The organism is Nostoc sp. (assembly GCF_036917095.1).
Taxonomy (GTDB): domain Bacteria; phylum Cyanobacteriota; class Cyanobacteriia; order Cyanobacteriales; family Nostocaceae; genus Nostoc.
Genome location: NZ_JBALFH010000063.1, coordinates 1 through 17412, shown reverse-complemented (window position 1 = coordinate 17412; position 17412 = coordinate 1). Strand labels below are relative to the sequence as shown.

Genomic DNA, 17412 nt, shown 5'->3' with positions numbered 1-17412 from the left:
ATTTAATAATACTTGCTTATACGTGTTTGTTTATTGATGATGCCTGCGGTGTGCGTAGCGATCGCCTTTTTGGAAAAACTTTTTGGTTTACTGACTAGAGGAGTCAAGTAAAGTTTGGTATTGAAACAACCGTATATCAAGGGTTTTGCTTGATATACGTTACAAAACTTTACAATGTGTCCCATTTTGCAGATATCCCGGCTCAACCCCCGATAAGGTAAACTCTTCTTGATAAATAAAATTAACTAATAAAACTAATCAAAATATATGTCTCCATCAAACTCATCTTCAGAAAATAACTTTAATATTACTGGCAGTTCAATTACTAACTTGACGGGTTCTGGTAATATTTATTACAACAATGCTACATCGCAATCTGGTCAGCAGAACATAGGAGATTCCGATTCGCAGAAATTGCCTGCCCCCGCTTCAATTATTACATCCGCTATTAAAACTATCCTATTTCTAGCCGCCAATCCCAAAGGCTCACCCCAACTACGCTTAGATGAAGAAGTGCGAGAAATTGATGCTGGGTTACAAAGGACACAACGGAGCGATCAATTCGTATTAAAGCAGAGATGGGCGGTACGTCCCAGAGATATCCAACGAGCGATGCTAGATTATCAACCCCAGATCATTCATTTCTCTGGGCATGGAGCAGGAGTTGAAGGTTTGGTGCTAGAAAATGAAACGGGAAAAACTCAGCTTGTAGATACAGCAGCCTTGTCAGGACTGTTTGAACTATTCTGCGATCAAGTGGAATGTGTAGTTCTCAATGCTTGCTACTCCCAGACGCAAGCAGAAGCGATTGCTCAATACATCCCTTATGTCATTGGAATGAGCAAAGAAATTGGCGATCAAGCTGCTATTGAATTTGCTGTTGGTTTTTATGATGCCATAGGAGCCGGAAAATCTGTAGAATTTGCCTACAAACTAGGCTGTAACACCATTTCGATGTCAGGAATTGCAGAGCATTTGACACCCGTCCTAAGAAAGAAATCAACTTGAAGACTGTTTCGCTGAGGTACTTTAGCCGTTAGCCACAGACGAATCACTCCTACTTTTAGAAGGTTTTTGCTGTGAGGGAAACCATTGTGCGCCTTGAATGATACCATAATTTTTGTCAGATTTTAGATTAATTGCTCGGTTATTATCTTGACCGCCATCATCCAACCGCCAGTAGCCTAGTAGTTTTGACCAATCCGCATCTTGACTGGTTAAACGACGAGACATATTTTTTTTAATCTGATCTTGAGTTCGAGCCTCATTCCAGAGACGAACTTCTGCAATCACAATACTGTAATAAGTTTTTTCTACTTCATTAGAACCAATGATTAAAGCTTCTGTAAGGTTTTTCAGAGAGCCTTTAAATAAACCGATGCTCTTAGTTTGCCCTGCGAACAGGATAGTTTTGCAGTTTCCTTCGACAACACAGTTTTGAAGTCTGCCATTCACATAAACCGAAATTTCTTTTGTTTTATTATCCCAAGCAAAAGCAACATGGTGCCAAAGATGATCGTCAGGAAAATTTTCTTCAGTATAAACAACTGTTCTTTCAGAAGAATGTTTCTCCTGTAAACAAACTCGTATTTTGCCCTCAAACCAAGATAGAGAATAACTCTTTTCTTGATCAATCCGGCTGACAATCAAACAATTACCAAATTTGTGCTTAATCCATGCTTCGCTAGTGATTCCTTCAGTAATATTTAAATCTTGATAATTATTTTCCTTGTCACCACATACTACGCGATCGCTACTTTTGTTAAATTTCAATCCAATTGGCAGAGGTAAAGCCGGATATTGAGAAGCCTTGATACTTTTTGCACCAAAAACTACACCATAAGTACCATGATTATTTTCAAGAAGATTATAAGTCTTTTCCCATATGCCGCCGTAAACTAGACCATCTCTATACCGATCATTGTTTTGCTCGCTAACGCTATTGATGGCTTTATTTCCTGCTTCCTCATCTAGTTTCCAATAACCAATTAAGTTTGACCTAGCCAAATCGTCTTTGCTAATCTGACGATACATATTTTGTTTTATCTGTTCTTCCGTTCGCGCTACATTCCAAATCCGAACTTCAGCAATCGAACCATTAAAGTATCTACCATAATTTTGAGAATGGCCTATATGGAGATTGACCTCAGGAGTACCAATTGTTGACAAAGATGTTAAATCTCCTGTTACAAAAATATCGTTATTACTAATTTTATTACCATTAATATATATATTAGTTTCCTCTTTACTTCTCCAGGAAAAACTAATATGATACCATTCCTTTTCTTTGAACTCGTTAATTTTAACATCAAGTATTATTTTATGGTTTGTAGCAATATTTTGTAGCTCTATCCTAATTCTTCCATTATCTTGGCGGTGATCTTCTAAAACCCACCACATAGAATAACCATTTTCCTTCCAACCACCACCTTGATTAACAATCATGCCATCTGAATTTCTATCATTGTTTTTCATCCATACTTCAATTGTGATTGCTTTAATTTCTTGAATTTTAGATTTGCCGCAATCAACATAATCAGTCAAGCCATCTAATCGCAATCCAAAATTAGGCGGTAAATTTTCTTCTGGTTGATCTAAATCTGAAAATGGAGTAGCTACATTAGTTTTAGCGAGATTATAAACCTTGTTTGCATCAGCTTCTTCTAACCGCCAATAACCTTTAAGTCTATGATGGTCATATTCAACTAACCGCCTATACATATTATTCTTAATTTCTTCGGGATTACGAACTACTCCCCAAAGACGAATTTCAGCAACAGAGCCATTGAAATAATATTTGCGAGCTACTTCACGACGAAGGTTAGCATTAGGTCGATAAAAATATTCTTTAATAATAGAACGATTGTCAGGATCTTTTCTAATTTTGTTAAATAGGGTTTCAATAATCTGTTCAATGCTACCAGCACGACCAATAGTTAAGTTGACACTGTTATTATCGATAGAACCTAGAACGGAATCAGAGCTACCAAGTTCAAAATGACTGTCTTGTTCTTCACCGTCAATATATATCTTTACTCCTGCTTGGCGTTCCCAAGTAAATGCTACATGGTGCCAAGCTTCATCGTCTAAATATGTATTATTCGTGTCAACAATTATTTTTCTTTGAGGAATAGAATTATCTTGTAACTCTACACGAATTTTTTTGGCATATCTCCATAGGCAGTAACCAGGTTCTTCAAAGCTACCACCACGATAAACAATTACTCCCTCTGAAGTTGGATCATTATTTCTCACCCAGGTTTCGATTGTAATTGCATTATTAACATTGAAGCTTTCATCTTTACCAAAATCAATATAACTTCTCTCGCCGTCAAACTCTACAGCAGATGATAAAGCTGGGTAATTCAATTCTTCAAGAGTAATTACAAAATCTTCAATAAAGCTTTTTAATTTAGAATTACTAAAACTTTTTTTCTTCAAGTCTTCTACAATACGACAGGTGCGGATACCTTGTTGAGATATGATTTTAGGTTCACTAACATTGTTGTTAGGTATAGCTGCATGATGTAATGCAACTAGTTCCCATCGGGCATTAAATACAGGGCTACCTGATGAACCATAATCAGTATCTGCTACATATCTTAATACATTTTTATAAATACCAAAATCGCTGATATCGTTATCATGTAAAACTACCTTCTTTTGTCTTCCTTTGGGATGTTGAATAATATAAACTGGGTCTCCACTTTTTGAACAAATCTGAACCGAATCTTCAGGTTTAGAAAAAACCTGAAGTGCTCCTGGAAGTTCTAATATTTTTTTTTCTGGTATTTGATTTATTTTATTAATTTTGTTAATAATAGGTTGGATAATATTATTCCAGTTATAATTATAAATAGAATTATAGATTGAATTTTGAAGCCTTCCTATACGAATGACTAATTCTTTAGCAACTATATCTACTTTGACTGAGAATCCTTCATCGTACAGGTTAGTTATTTCTGGTTTGATAGATTGTATAACTGAGTTATGGTCTACATTGCTGTCAATTTTAAGATATAAAATTGGCGGACAAATACTGTCGTCTGCTTCACTTAATGGAATCCAGCCGAACTGATACCCGGCTTGTCTAGCAAATATATTAGTTTTTAACTGTAATAGTGTGTAATCTAAATTTGGTTCAGTCACAAAGAGGACAGGATCAAACTCATAATCGGCTGAGGTTTGCGTCAAGCCTTTCTCATTCTCAACGTAGTTAAATTGGGCAACACATTGCTGAGCAATTTCCTCATTTGGAATCACATGATGGTTGGTTAATAAATGAGCGCCTCCTACTAAAAACCCAGTACCAATGGGAATTGGATTTATTTTAGATAGTAAACTATCATCAATGTTTTTACGTAATTCTTGAAGAAAATTTGTGTTTTTTTTGTCTTTTGATTTAAAAATTTTTTCAGCAACTAGATCAGGTATTGAAAATATTTCTTTTACTTTCTCTTCATCATTAAAATGCTCTGTTAGTTTCCATTCTTGAGCTTCTTGTTCAACATCATAAATAAATTTTTGAAAATTTTCTAACGAAAAATATCTAGCAATGCGACAAACAGCAAGCCCTTGAACTATCCCTAGTTGTAAAACGTTTAGTGGGAGAAAATCAGTTTCACCAATAACGGTTGTAACCAGAGAGGGTTTTTCTATGATTAACCTTTCTTGAAATATTTCAAGCACTCTTTCAATTGCTTCTGTTTCAGGCTCTTTATAGATAAAATCTTTTGCTAAACCTAAGTTGGAAACAATAAAAAACCCAATGATCATATAAATACCTCAATCATTATTTTATAGATTGTATAAAAGTTTTTATTAAAATATGTAAAAACCGTAGATTTCGTAATAAATATATTTTGAGCTTAAAGTTTGGTTATATTTATTTAATAATATAGCAATCCTATTTGATATCCGAACAAAGGGGACAAGGAGGACAAACAAGAGGTGTTTGTAACTCATCTAGGATTGCTATAGTTGCGTTGCTGATATCTTTAAACTTTAAACTTTAAACTTAAATTAACTTAAACAGATAAAATGGAGTTGATACTCTATACTAAAATTTATGATTTTTAACAAATCTGAAAAATAAATTAACGCAAATATACTGGTATGCAAAAAGATATTCGAGGCCAACGATTTCAGCAAGATATTCCTGGCGCTGATTTAAGCAGTGCAATCGCTGGTCAAAATATTGTTAACAAAGTTATCTTAATACTTCTTCATTATTTTTTGAGTTTCATAGTCAGTTTTCCGACTGGCTATATTGGTGCAACCAGTATGCTAGGTTTTTTAACTCCAGAGTATCACTGGAACTATGCCTATGCTACTACGGCTTTAATTGCCTGGCTGATAGCTGTGATATTTAAGTCTTACATTATTAGCCTATTGATAGCATTTTCTAGTCTATTAATTCTAATTTTTAGTTCTATTATTTTCCGGAAATTAGCGCCTATTGAAATTACTTCTAACTTCTTTTTAGAGAGTTTATTAGCTTTTACAGTTTTATTGTCAATTTGTAGCATTAATTTTTTATTCAACCGTCTTGCAAATGCTGTTAAGGATATTCTATTAATTAAACAAAATTGGGTAAACAGAATAAGAATTATAAATATATTTATAATATTAATTGCAGCCATAATTGCTTCTTCCCTAGTTGTTTCAGCAGCAATTTCAGAGCGATTTCGAGGTTCTCCTATTAGGGAAGCATTGTTAATGCTGGATTCAAATCAATTAACCAATGCCAAAGTAATCGCAACGATAACAGCCTGCATCTATTCTGCCGTTTTATTTCTCAGCAGTTTATGGGTTAATCAACGCCAGGGTTCACCTTGGAGTTATCCAGACATCATTAGAAATTGGAGTCTTACTATTGGCTCTTGGCAAGGTACTTCATTTTATAACCTCAACCTTAGTAGAGTTAATTTTAGAGGCAGTAATTTGGCAAATACTGATTTACGACGCTGCAATCTTTATCGAACCTGTTTTCAGGGAGTGATAGCTCTAGAAAGAGCCAGAGTAGACAATCGTTATCTCGATTTTGAGATTCCAAAAGTTCAACAGCTTCTGGTCAATGCTCGCTCCAATGAACAAGATTTTAGTCGTATCAATTTACGAGGAGCTTATTTACAATTTGCTGAGCTTAGAGGGATCAATCTGACTGAAACTGAGTTGAGTGGTGCAGATTTACAAGGGGCAGATTTACGAGATAGTATCCTAGTTAATGCTCAGGTAATCGATGTTGACTTTACCAATGCTAATCTTACTGGCATTTGTATTCAAGATTGGAATGTCAATAGTAAAACCTGTTTTACCAATGTGACGTGTGACTACGTATACCGCAAATTAGATGAAACAGGAAAACCCAGCGATCGCTATCCATCTGATCGCAACTTTGAACCCAGAGAGTTTGAATCTCTTTATCAAGAAGTGGGTAATGTCGTGGAATTAGTATTTAAGGAAGGTCTCAACTGGCGTGCTTTTGGCTTCGCTATACAAAAGCTGCAAGTGGAAGATGATAATTTACAATTACAACTTAAAGGAGTTGAAAAACGGGGAGACTTATGGGTTATAAAAGTTACTTATGATGCAAATATAACTGCTTCAGCAGTAGAGCAACGCCTCAATGCTTCCTACAACGAGTTAAAACAGTTGTTCATGGCTAAAGAACATCAAATCAACAAATTACTCGGCATCGCTTCCAGCCAAGCAGAAGCTATTAAAGAATTTAGCAAACATCGATTAGGAAATAATTTCTTTATTACTGGCAGTACAATTACCAACTTGGCTGGTTCAGGACAAATTGAATATTCTGAAGCTGCCAACCAAGTTCGCAATATTGTTAGCAATCGTTCTGAACCTTTCCAAGTTCTGTCAATTGTTCAGAGTTTATTGACGCAACTTCAAAGACAAAGTGTTGCAACAACAATAGAAATGCAAGCAGAACTGCTCAAGCAAGTACTTTTAAGTGAGGCGCAAAAGGATTCTTATTTTCAAGAACTCCTAGTTCGCCAAGAACAACAAATCATTGAAGTATTTTCAGAAGGTACGCTGGCTACCGCAGTTCAAGATGCGATCGCTCAACTTAGGAACAAGTAAGGGGTCATCGTGGTCGGGTAGCGGGATTATAGCAATATAGTCCTGCTACCTTGGTATCCGCCGTCAGTACCATTTTGCGGCAATTTTCGCTTTGTACATGAACTAACGGGAGAAGCGATCGCATTACAAGAGAACTTGTATAGAAACTGGTACAGACAGCGTATATACAAACCTACCCAGGCTTGAAGAGACTACTGTGATGGGCTGCGCCCGACCCATAGGTCATCGCCATTGTTTGGCATTGCTCCTTCCCTTTCAGCCTCAACTGGATGGGTTGCTTCGGGTTCCATGTAAATCAGTTCCCAAATGTGACCATCTAAATCCTGAAATCCATGCGCGTACATAAATCCGTGGTCTTGAGGTTCGTTGTAGGTTGTGCCACCAGCAGCAACGGCTTCACGAACCAGCTGATCCACTTTTTCTCGGCTCTCAACTGATAAGCACGTCAACACTTCGGTACTTTTTGTGGCATCGCAAATCGGGTTCGGCGTGAATGTTTTGAATTTCTCATGCGTCAAAAGCATCACAAAGATGGTTTCGGACACAATCATGCAGGTGGCCGTTTCATCGGTAAATTGGGGGTTGAACTGAAAGCCAAGTTTTGTGAAAAACTCGATTGATTGCTGGAGATATTTGACGGGTAGGTTGACGAAAATTTGGGTACTCATGGTTTCTCCTGGTGTAGTTAGTTGTTGGTCAGTGGCTATTTACAAAGGACAAAGGACGAATGACAGATGTTGGTATAGGCTCAGATGGAAATGGCATTAAGTTAAGCTGAAGGGTTAGCAGCGTAAGGATTGCAGAAGTGCAGGGGTGCAGAGGGGAATTTTTAAATATCCGAACGCAATACCTTAAACTTCTTCTTTCTCCTCTGCTCCTGGAGCCCTCCTGCTGCCTCAATGATTTTCCCTTTACAAGCGTGCCATTCGGCTCAGATAGTTTGTTCGCAGTTGATCATCCACGGTGTCCCAAACTGATCGGTCAACATCCCAAAGCGCGATGACCAGAACGTTTGCGCGATCGCCATCTTCACCTTGCCGTTTTCTGCTAGAGCGTGAAAAAGCCGTTCTGCCTCAGCGATTTCAGGAACGCTAATTTGTACGTAGAAACCTTGCGGGGTTTCAAAGTATCCTGGTGGGCAGTCAGATCCCATCAGGAGGCGATCATCTAGTTCAAGGCAAGCGTGCATGATTTTGTCTTGCCATTCCGGTGAGACATTTTCGGCGGAAGGTGCTTCTTTGTGCGTCATCATCATAGTCATCTTGCCACCCAGACATTGTTCATAGAACTTGAACGCTGCCTCACAGTTGCCGTTGAACATCAGGTAAGAATTGAGTTTCATTGATTCCTCTTTTTGTAATCGATTCTGCGTTTTGATGAGCGGATCGTTCGCATATAAACATCATTTGCGCGGTTGCTGATGACGTTACTCTTGCTGCTGCGTTTCAAGTTGAGCGCGAATGCGGTCTTCCTGCTCCCTTAAGGCGGGTGTCAGGACTTCACCAAAATCCTCTGCCTCGAATACGGGACGAATCTCAATCTCGGAGTCTCCTGGCATAGGGTTAGGGCAGCGCTTTACCCAAGCAACTGCCTCTTCCATTGAGTTCACCTGCCACAGCCAGTACCCTGCCACTAGCTCCTGCGCTGGAGTGAAAGGTCCCTGGGTGACGGTGCGATCGGTTCCTGAAAAGTGAACTCGCACCCCTTTTGAGCTAGGATGAAACCCCTCAGCTGCAAGCAAGATACCTGCCCTGGCTAATTCTTCGTTGTACTGCCCCATTTCAGTTAAAAGCTGTTCGCTCGGCATGACCCCAGTTTCGGAGTATTGGGTTGCTTTGACAAAGACCATGACTTTCATTGTGAAATCTCCTGTTGAATGGTTTTGAGTTAGATTGCGAGGGGTTGGGTGTGCTGATTAGCGCAAAGCGCAACTCCGAAGGAACCGCTAATCAGCAGCGACACGCTTGAGTTCATCAATCTCGATCTTCTTCATTTGCAGCATGGTAGTGGTCACTTTTTGAGAGGTTGCCGCGTCGGGGCGGTTGAGTAACTCAATCAGAATGCGAGGAATAATTTGCCAGGAGACGCCGTATTTGTCTTTGAGCCAGCCGCATTGCTGTGCGGTTTCATCCCCACCGGCAGACAATTTTTGCCAGTAATCGTCCACGTCCGCTTGGGTATCGCAAAAGATTTGGAAGGAAATCGCCTCGTTAAATTTGAAGGTCGGACCACCGTTGAGTGCTGTGAACGGCTGACCATCAAGTTCAAAGCTGACAGTCATGACGGCTCCGGCTGGTTTTCCGTGAATTTCCTGTCCAGCGTCTCCATATCGACTGACGTGGACAATTTTGGAATTGCGAAAAATCGACGTATAAAACTGAGCGGCGGCTTCGGCTTGATCGTCAAACCATAAACAGGGAGTGATTTTGGAATTGTTTTGCATGAGGGTTCTCCTTGAGTTCAAGCGGTTAAGGACGGTCTGGGCTGTGCTGGTAGTCCCGCAACTTCGATGACAGGACGGATTTCGACGGTGCCGACTTTTGCACCTGGGATGCGGGTGGCGATTGACAGGACGGATTTCGACGGTGCCGACTTTTGCACCTGGGATGCGGGTGGCGATCGCAATGGCTTCATCCAAATCCTGAGCATTAACGAGGAAGAATCCACCCAATTGTTCGCGGGTTTCGGCAAATGGTCCATCGGTCACGAGTGATTTGCCATCACGGACTTGGACACTAGTTGCGGTTGCAACAGGATGGAGTGGAGCCGTCGCCAGAAATTGTCCTTGAGTATGCAAGTCCTGGGCGAGTTGGGCAGATTCCCCATAGCAATGCTCCCGCTCGGTGTCGCTCATGGCGTTTTCGTCCATATAAATCAGCAGCAAATATTTCATTTGGTTGCCTCCTTTGTGATTAAGTCGAACGGGAATTGTCCAAATCGACACCTGAGTGCAAAAATTTTGTCTAGTACAATTGAACTTTATCTCCCTTTATTAGTCAGTCGAACGGCAATTGCTCAAATCGACACCTTGCCCAAAATTCTTTATGTCTTTTTGTCAAAGGTATGGCTTCAATCCCAAAAACAGATGTGGCTCAAGCAATTGCTGCCCTTTATCGAACTGAATGGGGGCGCATTGTCGCTATTCTGATTCGGCTGGTCGGAGATTTTGATGTAGCTGAAGAAAGCTGCACAGGCAGCATTTACAGCGGCAGTGAATCAGTGGGAAAGCGGCGGTATTCCCGATCGTCCCCGTGCCTGGATTATCCGAACTGCCCGGTACAAGGCGATCGATCACCTCCGACGACGCACGAAACTGACCGAAAAACTGGAGTGGTATGCGGCATCTGGCTTAATTCCATCCACTGAAGAACCAACCTATGACAGTGATGAAATTGGAGACGATCGCCTGCGATTAATCTTTACCTGCTGTCACCCGGCACTGGCAACGGAAACTCAAGTAGCGTTGACCCTCCGAATGTTGGGTGGACTGGAAACCGACGAAATTGCCCGCGCCTTTCTTATACCGACTGCAACAATGGCACAGCGGTTAGTTCGTGCTAAACGCAAAATTCGAGACGCAGGCATTCCTTACAAAGTACCTGAGACGACTGATCTCGCTCCCCGGATAGAGGCAGTCCTGACAGTCATCTATCTCATCTTCAACGAAGGCTATGCTGCAACCAAAGGAGATGCGATCGTGCGGGCTGACCTCTGCATCAAAGCGATTCGCTTGGGGCAACTGGTGCGGCAATTGCTGGCACCCCAACCCCCATCTGAAGTCACAGCACTGGTGGCGCTGATGTTATTGCACGATTCGCGGCGCAATGCGCGTCTAGATGAGGCAGGCGATTTGATTTTGCTAGAAGATCAGGATCGCAGTCGTTGGAACCATCTACAGATTGCTGAGGCGTTACCTCTGGTAGAGGAAGCGTTGCGGGGTGGAACCGGAGTGTATGCCCTGCAAGCGGCGATCGCAGCCCTCCATTGTCAGGCAACCCGCGCCGAAGAAACAGACTGGGCGCAGATCGTGCGGCTCTATGAGGTGTTGGAACGCTTGCAGTCCTCACCCATTGTTACCTTGAACCGAGCAGTGGCGATCGCAATGGCAGACAGTCCTCAAGCCGCATTTGGACTGATTGATAGCCTTGCTCCAGAACTGGACAGCTATCATCTCTTTCATGCCACCCGTGCAGATTTATTCCGGCGTGTTGGAGCATTAGAGGAAGCGACCCAGAGCTATACACGGGCACTAGAATTAGTGACAAATGACAGTGAGCGTCGTTTTCTGGAACGTCGGTTGCGCGAAGTTCAACCTAACATTCAGTCCGGCTAAGGGTTTACAACAGTTTAAATTGGGCAAGCAATGTGAAAGCTGTTTATGTTTCGCGTGTCTTAGTTCTGTTTCGGCTCATAATTCAAAACAACAACACCGCATTCAAAGGATGTTGATTTTACAGCACGAGAAATAAAAGAACCAGCACTCTCACTCCGAGTTCGCCAAATTGTTTCTACAAAAGACGAGTCAGATGGTCTTTCCTCAAAGATAAAGATCATGCTTCTGCCTCTTGGGTGCCAGGTTTAGATTAAAGCGCCAGGCATCCATGATGCCGTTGAAAAAGAAATGAAAAATCTTCTAACAGGGTGAACTTGTAACTTAACAAAAGGCAAAAGAAGACAAGTCGGCTTAGTACTTTAGTACTGTTATAATCCAATCGTTTCTTGAACCTCACACGACTCAAAGTCGCGTGATTCCTGCTTCAACGATCTTTGCCTGAATTGCTCCAGGTCTTACAAGTTCTCCACAGGCGTTTAGAGCCTCCGGGATACCCACGGCGGCTGTTAAAATTCTCAACCCCTCACTTAAAATATTTAAACTTGCATTCACGTCTCTCAAGTTGTAGTTATCACAACTAGGGCAAGACCATTCACGCAACTTTAAATCCTTGACTAGTGGATTAATAAAACCACAATAATTACAAGTTTGAGATGAGGGATAAAAAGTACCAACTTTCTGCACAATTCTGTCATGCCACAAAGCTTTATATTCCAGCATGGTAACGAACTTAGACCAACTAGCGTCTGAAATACTCAGTGCTAGTCTGTGATTCTTCACCATGTTGGCAACTCGCAAATCCTCGATACAGATAATGCTGTTTTCTTTGATTAACCGAGTTGACAGCTTGTGCAGAAAGTCATCTCTGAGATTGGTAATTCGTTCGTAGGTACGAGCCAGCTTGATTTTCGCTTTGACTCTATTACTACTACCTTTTACACTGCGGGATAGCTTTTTGTGTGCCTTACGTAGCTTTCTTTTTTGAGTTCTGTAATACTTCGGGTTATCTACTGTTTCACCATTACTAGTAGTTAGATAAGACTTCAGCCCTAAGTCTAAGCCAATATTTTGTGTTACCTGGGGATATTTATCTATCTCAGCTTCACATAGGATACTAGCAATATATTTACCAGATGGAGTGCGACTAATAGTAACGTTGACAAGCTTTCCGGTAATGTATTGAGACTTGTGGAATCTTACCCAACCTACTTTCGGAAGCTTTAAACAATTCTCTATAATTTGAATGTTGCCGTTGGTGAGATTAGTTTTATAAGACTGTTTACACCCATGCTTCTTTTTAAATTTAGGAAAACCTACACCCTTTTTCCCTTTAATCTTCTTTAAGTCAGCAAAAAAGTTTTTGTATGCTGTCTCTAAATTTCTCAGTGAATTTTGTAAAGCAAACTTATCTACTTCCTTCAACCATTCAATTTCTTTCTTAAGTATAGTTAGCTGTTGACTACAAGTGTTGTAGTTTAAAGTTTTTCCCTCACTTGCATATAACTCTTTCTTCAGCGCCAAAAAGCGGTTGTACACATATCTTGCACAACCAATTGTCTTATTGATTAATACTTCTTGATTGTGTGTGGGTATGAGAGTAACTTTAAATGCTTTTTGGATGGATGACAATTTATTGAATTTGCTGAATACGTTTTAATTTTAACACAAAGTCACACTTAATATAGAGCGCCTAACTCATGACTGGAAGCTTGCACAAGAGTGCGGCTTGAAGGCATCAAGTTGTGTTAGGGTGCAGCAAATCACCGATCGGCTCTCTGGCACATCCACATCCACATCCACCTCAACTGATAGAGGATTCCGACATGGATAACAATCCCAGCATTCTCTCGCACGTTTCGATTGGTACTAATGATTTTGAACGAGCGATCGCCTTCTATGATGCTGTGTTGCCAACATTGGGCTGTAAGCGATTTATGGAGCATCCGGGGGCGATCGCCTATGGCAAACAGTATCCCGAATTTTGGGTGGGAACTCCCTTCGACGGGCAAAATATTATGACCAATTTGCATGGCAGGGCGCGCGAACAAGTAAAAAAAAACCGCAGTGGACGACCCTAATAATAATTGACTTCCCTTGATTTAACTTAAGACAGAGGTAAAGTTAGCAAAGTTGATTAATATCTGTAAGTTAGAGCCGTAATCGTCTGAAAGTGCCAAAACTTATAGAAATGAAAAATATTATCTCGATTGGTTTGAATAATTGGTTAAAACGGCACAAAGACTCTGTTTTACTATTTGACTCAATTGCTGCCGCTAGTGAGATTGCCCTGATGCTTAATGGTCAGTGGGATGGCTGCAATGGTGTAATCATAGCTTCCGGTGATGAGGTAGCTGTTAACACTGCTGCCAAGCTATTAGAAACTACATGGTGTTATCAAGGCGCATCAAAAGCTGTTTTAGGCAGAGTAACAACTGATGAAATTTTACGCCGTTATGCAATCGGAGAAAGAAATTTTGTTAATGCTAATTTGAGGTGTGCAGTACTTGCATCAGTAAAGCTGAGTGAAATTAACCTAAGTTATGCTCAGTTGAGTTGGGCAGACCTTAGTCAAGCCAATCTAAGTTATGCTGATTTAACAGCAGCAGACCTAAGAGGATGTTTTAAAAGTCGAAACCAGTTAAAAATCATGCTAGTCGTCTGACCATGATCCGAATCATCGCAATATAGATGAATGTCTCCGAGGTTTGGGGTAATCTTTCATAATCCGTGACTTTTACGCCGACACCAATTAAGCCAACCAAAAGTGCGTTCTACAACCCAACGCTTAGGTAAATGAACAAAACCTTTCTTCTCCAAAGGTCGCAGCACAATTTCCACAACCCACCGAAACATATCCATCACCCAACGCATAAATTCTTCGCCTCGGTATCCTCCATCCATCCAAATGGTATTTAATCGTTTTACTTGATTGCCTTGATCGTGAACTAGTTTGAGGACTTTTTTGGCTCCTTCACGTTCTGGAAGACTAGCAGACGTTACCAAGACCCGCAAAACCAGCCCTAACAGATCCACACTTAGATGCCGCTTGCGCCCATGTATCTTTTTACCTGCGTCATAGCCCACATCAATGGAAATCATAGTTGCTGTTTCTACTGATTGGCTATCAACTGCGGCGTATCCGTTGGGCTGGGTTCCCTAAGAGCAGCAACCCGAACCCACTGGTATAGTTTGTCGTGGATTTTTAACCATGTACCATCTTTGCTCCATCTCCAGAAATAACCATAAACAGTTTGCCAAGATGGGAAATCTCCTGGTAAGCCTCTCCATGTACATCCCTCACAAAGCACATAGAAAATCGCGTTGACTACGGTAAATAAAGCTACAGTTCGTGGACGACCACCGACTTTTTCTGATGGAAACTCTCCTGCAATCAATTCCCACTGTTCCCATGTCAAATTGCTACGGTATGCTTTAGTCATTCGCTCACAAGGTGCTGTTATCTACAAATCTCAGCATAAGCCTTGTGAGCTTTCTTACTATAGCCCCCCACTTTTAAAACATCCTCTAAGCCTTGCTAATTTAAGTGGAGCCGACCTCAGTAAAGCATACCTAATGAGGACAAACCTAAGCGGGGCAGACCTGCAACAAGCTTCACTGAGAGGGGCTAACTTAAGTAGTGCTAATTTAAGTGAAGTTAACCTCACTGGTGCAGATTTAACAGGAGCTAATCTATCACTAGCAGACCTAAGAGGGGCAAATTTTCACTTGTGCAATTTGAGTGGGGCTAATCTAACAGATGCCAAGTTAATTGAAAGTGACTTGGCTTTTGGCTTTTGCTAGACAATAATTGCGTCTAGAAGCGATGCCTACGGCGGGCTACGCCTACGCACTTAGGTGGGGTTTGCTTAAGTAATCAACGATAATAAATGTACTCCCGGCTCCTGCTCATCGCCCCACTAATTCTGTTAAAATCGCGTCTTCCAGCACGTAAATTTTGAGGCAGTGCCATGTGTGCAAAGGGATTTGGGCAATCTCAACCCACCAAAATCGATAAACTTATTGAATCTGCGGTGCGTTATTGCCACAAGCGACACCCAGAAGCCTTAGACAGCATCTTTGATTATTTACCTGTCAACCTCAACCAACGAGTAGTAACGGGGATTTTGGCAGCATTGCAGAAAGATATTGACACTTTGAGTTGGTTTTGCGGCTACATCTAACGGAACAATCAATCTCTCCGAGGGAACGAATAAAAACGAGTTGTCGGTCTAGGGGCAGTCGAACCTCATGTAGACCAGACGAGCGGATTAATCCCCACAATTCGGGTAGGACAGACCGTAATTGGTCTGAGGTGTTCAGAATACACTAACTCCAGAAGAGAAAATGATTAGGCACGGTTACAAAACTAGTGAATCTTGGAGAGCTTTACCGTGGAAGAAATTCCGCAGTAACCTTTTCCGCCTTCAAAAGCGCGTGTACAAAGCTGTTCAGGTTGGAGACAAGCGGAAAGCTAGGTCACTCCAAAAGCTTATTCTAAAATCCACCTCGGCTCGATTTCTTGCAATTAGACAAGTATCTCAGCTAAACGCTGGTAAAAAGACGGCTGGTATTGATGGTAATAAATCCCTCTCATTTGAAGAACGCTTCAATCTTGAAGAACTACTGAAAATGAATAGCGGAAATTGGAAGCATCAAGGACTACGGGAAATCCCCATCCCTAAAAAGGACGGGACTACCAGAATGCTAAAGATACCAACCATTGCGGACAGAGCTTGGCAATGCCTCGCAAAATATGCACTCGAACCAGCGCACGAAGCCACTTTCCACGCACGGAGCTACGGGTTTAGAACTGGGCGCTCTGCCCATGATGCACAAAAATACATCTTTTCAAACCTCAACTCCAATGCCAACGGAATAGAGAAACGAGTAATTGAACTCGATATCGAAAAATGCTTCGACAGGATTAACCACTCAGCAATAATGGACGAACTCATCGCCCCTAAAGGACTAAAACTCGGTATCTTCCGATGTCTCAAGGCAGGGGTAAATCCAGAATTTCCTGAACAAGGAACCCCACAAGGAGGAGTGGTCAGCCCATTACTAGCTAATATTGCGCTCAACGGAATTGAGAGTATCCACAGATACCACGCTCAATATAAAGAGGGTAAAAGGATCACACCTAAAACATCGGCAGAACAAATTGCCGAGCCATCAATCCGATACGCGGATGACATGGTTATTATACTCCGACCCGGAGATGACGCAACAGAGATACTTGAAAGAATCAGCGAGTTCCTCCGCAAACGCGGAATGAATGTAAGCCAAAAGAAAACCAAAGTTACCGCCGCGACAGATGGGTTTGATTTCCTCGGCTGGCACTTCAAAGTCCAGAAAAACGGAAAATTTAAAAGTAGTCCCTCAGTGGACAACTTCAAAGCATTCCGTAAGAAAGTAAAACACATCGTCAACAACTCGAATTATGGTGCTACCACAAAGGCTGAGAGATTAGCCCCGGTAGTTAGAGGTTGGAGAAATTACCATAAGTTCTGCAAGATGCACGGGTCTAGAAACTCGTTATACCACATCGAAACAAGAGCTTACACGGTATTCAACAAGGAAACCAAACAAAACCGCTACTCTAGTAAGAAATTACTAGACAAAGCATTCCCAGCAGTTTCCTACTCCGAAAATAAACATGGCATAGTTAAAGGAACAAAATCCCCCTATGACGGAGATACAGCCTACTGGAGCGAACGAAATAGTAAGCTCTATGACGGTGAAACCTCTAAAGCTCTTAAGAAGCAAAACCATAGATGTGCTTCCTGTGGTCTGAAATTTATCGATGAAGAACGGATTCATCTGCATCACATCGACGGAAAACACGCCAACTGGAAGAAAAATAATCTGGAAGCAATTCATGAGAGCTGCCACGATTACATACACATGAGCAAAAGCGCAAGCTGAGAACATCGGAAGCTGGGTGCGGTGAAAGTCGCACGCCCAGATTGTGCGGTTCG

16 protein-coding genes and 1 pseudogene are annotated in these 17412 nt (G+C 41.4%); 9 read left to right on the top strand and 8 right to left on the bottom strand.

The features are described 5' to 3' along the window. Positions 1 to 267 precede the first annotated feature (267 nt). Positions 268 to 1008 (top strand): CHAT domain-containing protein, encoded by a 741-nt coding sequence (locus V7L01_RS34850; protein WP_335042930.1) that lies wholly within the window; start codon positions 268 to 270, stop codon positions 1006 to 1008. A gap of 21 nt (positions 1009 to 1029) precedes the next feature. On the opposite strand, the gene V7L01_RS34845 is transcribed toward V7L01_RS34850, so the two are convergent. Then, positions 1030 to 4776 (bottom strand): LamG-like jellyroll fold domain-containing protein, encoded by a 3747-nt coding sequence (locus V7L01_RS34845; protein ID WP_335042929.1) that lies wholly within the window; start codon positions 4774 to 4776, stop codon positions 1030 to 1032. Positions 4777 to 5115: 339 nt separating this feature from the next. On the opposite strand from V7L01_RS34845, the gene V7L01_RS34840 reads away from it, so the two are divergent. Continuing rightward, entirely contained in the window at positions 5116 to 7101 is a 1986-nt protein-coding gene (locus tag V7L01_RS34840) for a pentapeptide repeat-containing protein (RefSeq protein ID WP_335042928.1), read from the top strand. Between the two features lie 191 nt (positions 7102 to 7292). Here the strand turns inward: V7L01_RS34840 and V7L01_RS34835 are convergent, their stop codons facing one another. From V7L01_RS34835 to V7L01_RS34820, 4 genes are all read right to left on the bottom strand, one after another. Beyond that, positions 7293 to 7769, bottom strand: a complete 477-nt coding sequence (locus V7L01_RS34835) for a VOC family protein (protein ID WP_335042927.1) — start codon at positions 7767 to 7769, stop codon at positions 7293 to 7295. Between the two features lie 263 nt (positions 7770 to 8032). Beyond that, the gene (locus V7L01_RS34830) at positions 8033 to 8443 is read right to left on the bottom strand and encodes a VOC family protein (protein WP_094352008.1); all 411 of its coding nucleotides are present in this window, start codon (positions 8441 to 8443) and stop codon (positions 8033 to 8035) included. An 84-nt stretch (positions 8444 to 8527) separates the two neighbouring features. After that, positions 8528 to 8959: a YciI family protein gene (locus V7L01_RS34825; protein ID WP_335042926.1), complete on the bottom strand. Its 432-nt coding sequence runs from the start codon at positions 8957 to 8959 to the stop codon at positions 8528 to 8530. Positions 8960 to 9046: 87 nt separating this feature from the next. Continuing rightward, complete coding sequence (locus tag V7L01_RS34820) at positions 9047 to 9994, bottom strand: VOC family protein (RefSeq protein ID WP_335042925.1); 948 nt, start codon at positions 9992 to 9994, stop codon at positions 9047 to 9049. A 66-nt stretch (positions 9995 to 10060) separates the two neighbouring features. Between V7L01_RS34820 and V7L01_RS34815 the strand changes: the two genes are divergently transcribed. Both V7L01_RS34815 and V7L01_RS34810 read left to right on the top strand, forming a co-directional pair. Further along, complete coding sequence (locus tag V7L01_RS34815; RefSeq protein ID WP_335042924.1) at positions 10061 to 10249, top strand: hypothetical protein; 189 nt, start codon at positions 10061 to 10063, stop codon at positions 10247 to 10249. Between the two features lie 63 nt (positions 10250 to 10312). Beyond that, a complete protein-coding gene (locus V7L01_RS34810; protein ID WP_335042923.1) occupies positions 10313 to 11434 on the top strand; it encodes an RNA polymerase sigma factor in 1122 nt (373 codons plus the stop codon). A gap of 59 nt (positions 11435 to 11493) precedes the next feature. On the opposite strand, the gene V7L01_RS34805 is transcribed toward V7L01_RS34810, so the two are convergent. Further along, on the bottom strand, positions 11494 to 11655 hold the full coding sequence (locus V7L01_RS34805) for a hypothetical protein (protein WP_167315609.1): 162 nt from the start codon (positions 11653 to 11655) through the stop codon (positions 11494 to 11496). A 181-nt stretch (positions 11656 to 11836) separates the two neighbouring features. Continuing rightward, positions 11837 to 13063 carry an IS200/IS605 family element RNA-guided endonuclease TnpB gene (gene tnpB / locus V7L01_RS34800; protein WP_335042921.1) on the bottom strand — a complete coding sequence of 409 codons (1227 nt, stop codon included), beginning with the start codon at positions 13061 to 13063 and terminating at the stop codon, positions 11837 to 11839. Positions 13064 to 13176: 113 nt separating this feature from the next. Between tnpB and V7L01_RS34795 the strand changes: the two genes are divergently transcribed. Together V7L01_RS34795 and V7L01_RS34790 are read left to right on the top strand one after the other, a co-directional pair. Next, positions 13177 to 13512 carry a hypothetical protein gene (locus V7L01_RS34795; RefSeq protein ID WP_335042919.1) on the top strand — a complete coding sequence of 112 codons (336 nt, stop codon included), beginning with the start codon at positions 13177 to 13179 and terminating at the stop codon, positions 13510 to 13512. Positions 13513 to 13622: 110 nt separating this feature from the next. Then, positions 13623 to 14096 (top strand): pentapeptide repeat-containing protein, encoded by a 474-nt coding sequence (locus tag V7L01_RS34790; protein ID WP_335042918.1) that lies wholly within the window; start codon positions 13623 to 13625, stop codon positions 14094 to 14096. On the opposite strand, the pseudogene V7L01_RS34785 reads toward V7L01_RS34790, so the two are convergent. Beyond that, positions 14080 to 14874 (bottom strand): annotated as a pseudogene (locus tag V7L01_RS34785) (IS5 family transposase). The gene V7L01_RS34790 and the pseudogene V7L01_RS34785 overlap by 17 nt on opposite strands. Between V7L01_RS34785 and V7L01_RS34780 the strand changes: the two are divergent. The 3 genes from V7L01_RS34780 to V7L01_RS34770 all read left to right on the top strand — a co-directional run bounded on the left by V7L01_RS34780 (position 14756) and on the right by V7L01_RS34770 (position 17359). Continuing rightward, a complete protein-coding gene (locus V7L01_RS34780; RefSeq protein ID WP_335042916.1) occupies positions 14756 to 15235 on the top strand; it encodes a pentapeptide repeat-containing protein in 480 nt (159 codons plus the stop codon). The pseudogene V7L01_RS34785 and the gene V7L01_RS34780 sit on opposite strands and share 119 nt — an antisense overlap. Before the next feature lie 167 nt (positions 15236 to 15402). Further along, a complete protein-coding gene (locus V7L01_RS34775; protein WP_335042914.1) occupies positions 15403 to 15615 on the top strand; it encodes a hypothetical protein in 213 nt (70 codons plus the stop codon). 163 nt (positions 15616 to 15778) lie between these two features. Then, positions 15779 to 17359: a group II intron reverse transcriptase/maturase gene (locus tag V7L01_RS34770; RefSeq protein ID WP_335042912.1), complete on the top strand. Its 1581-nt coding sequence runs from the start codon at positions 15779 to 15781 to the stop codon at positions 17357 to 17359. Positions 17360 to 17412 lie beyond the last annotated feature (53 nt).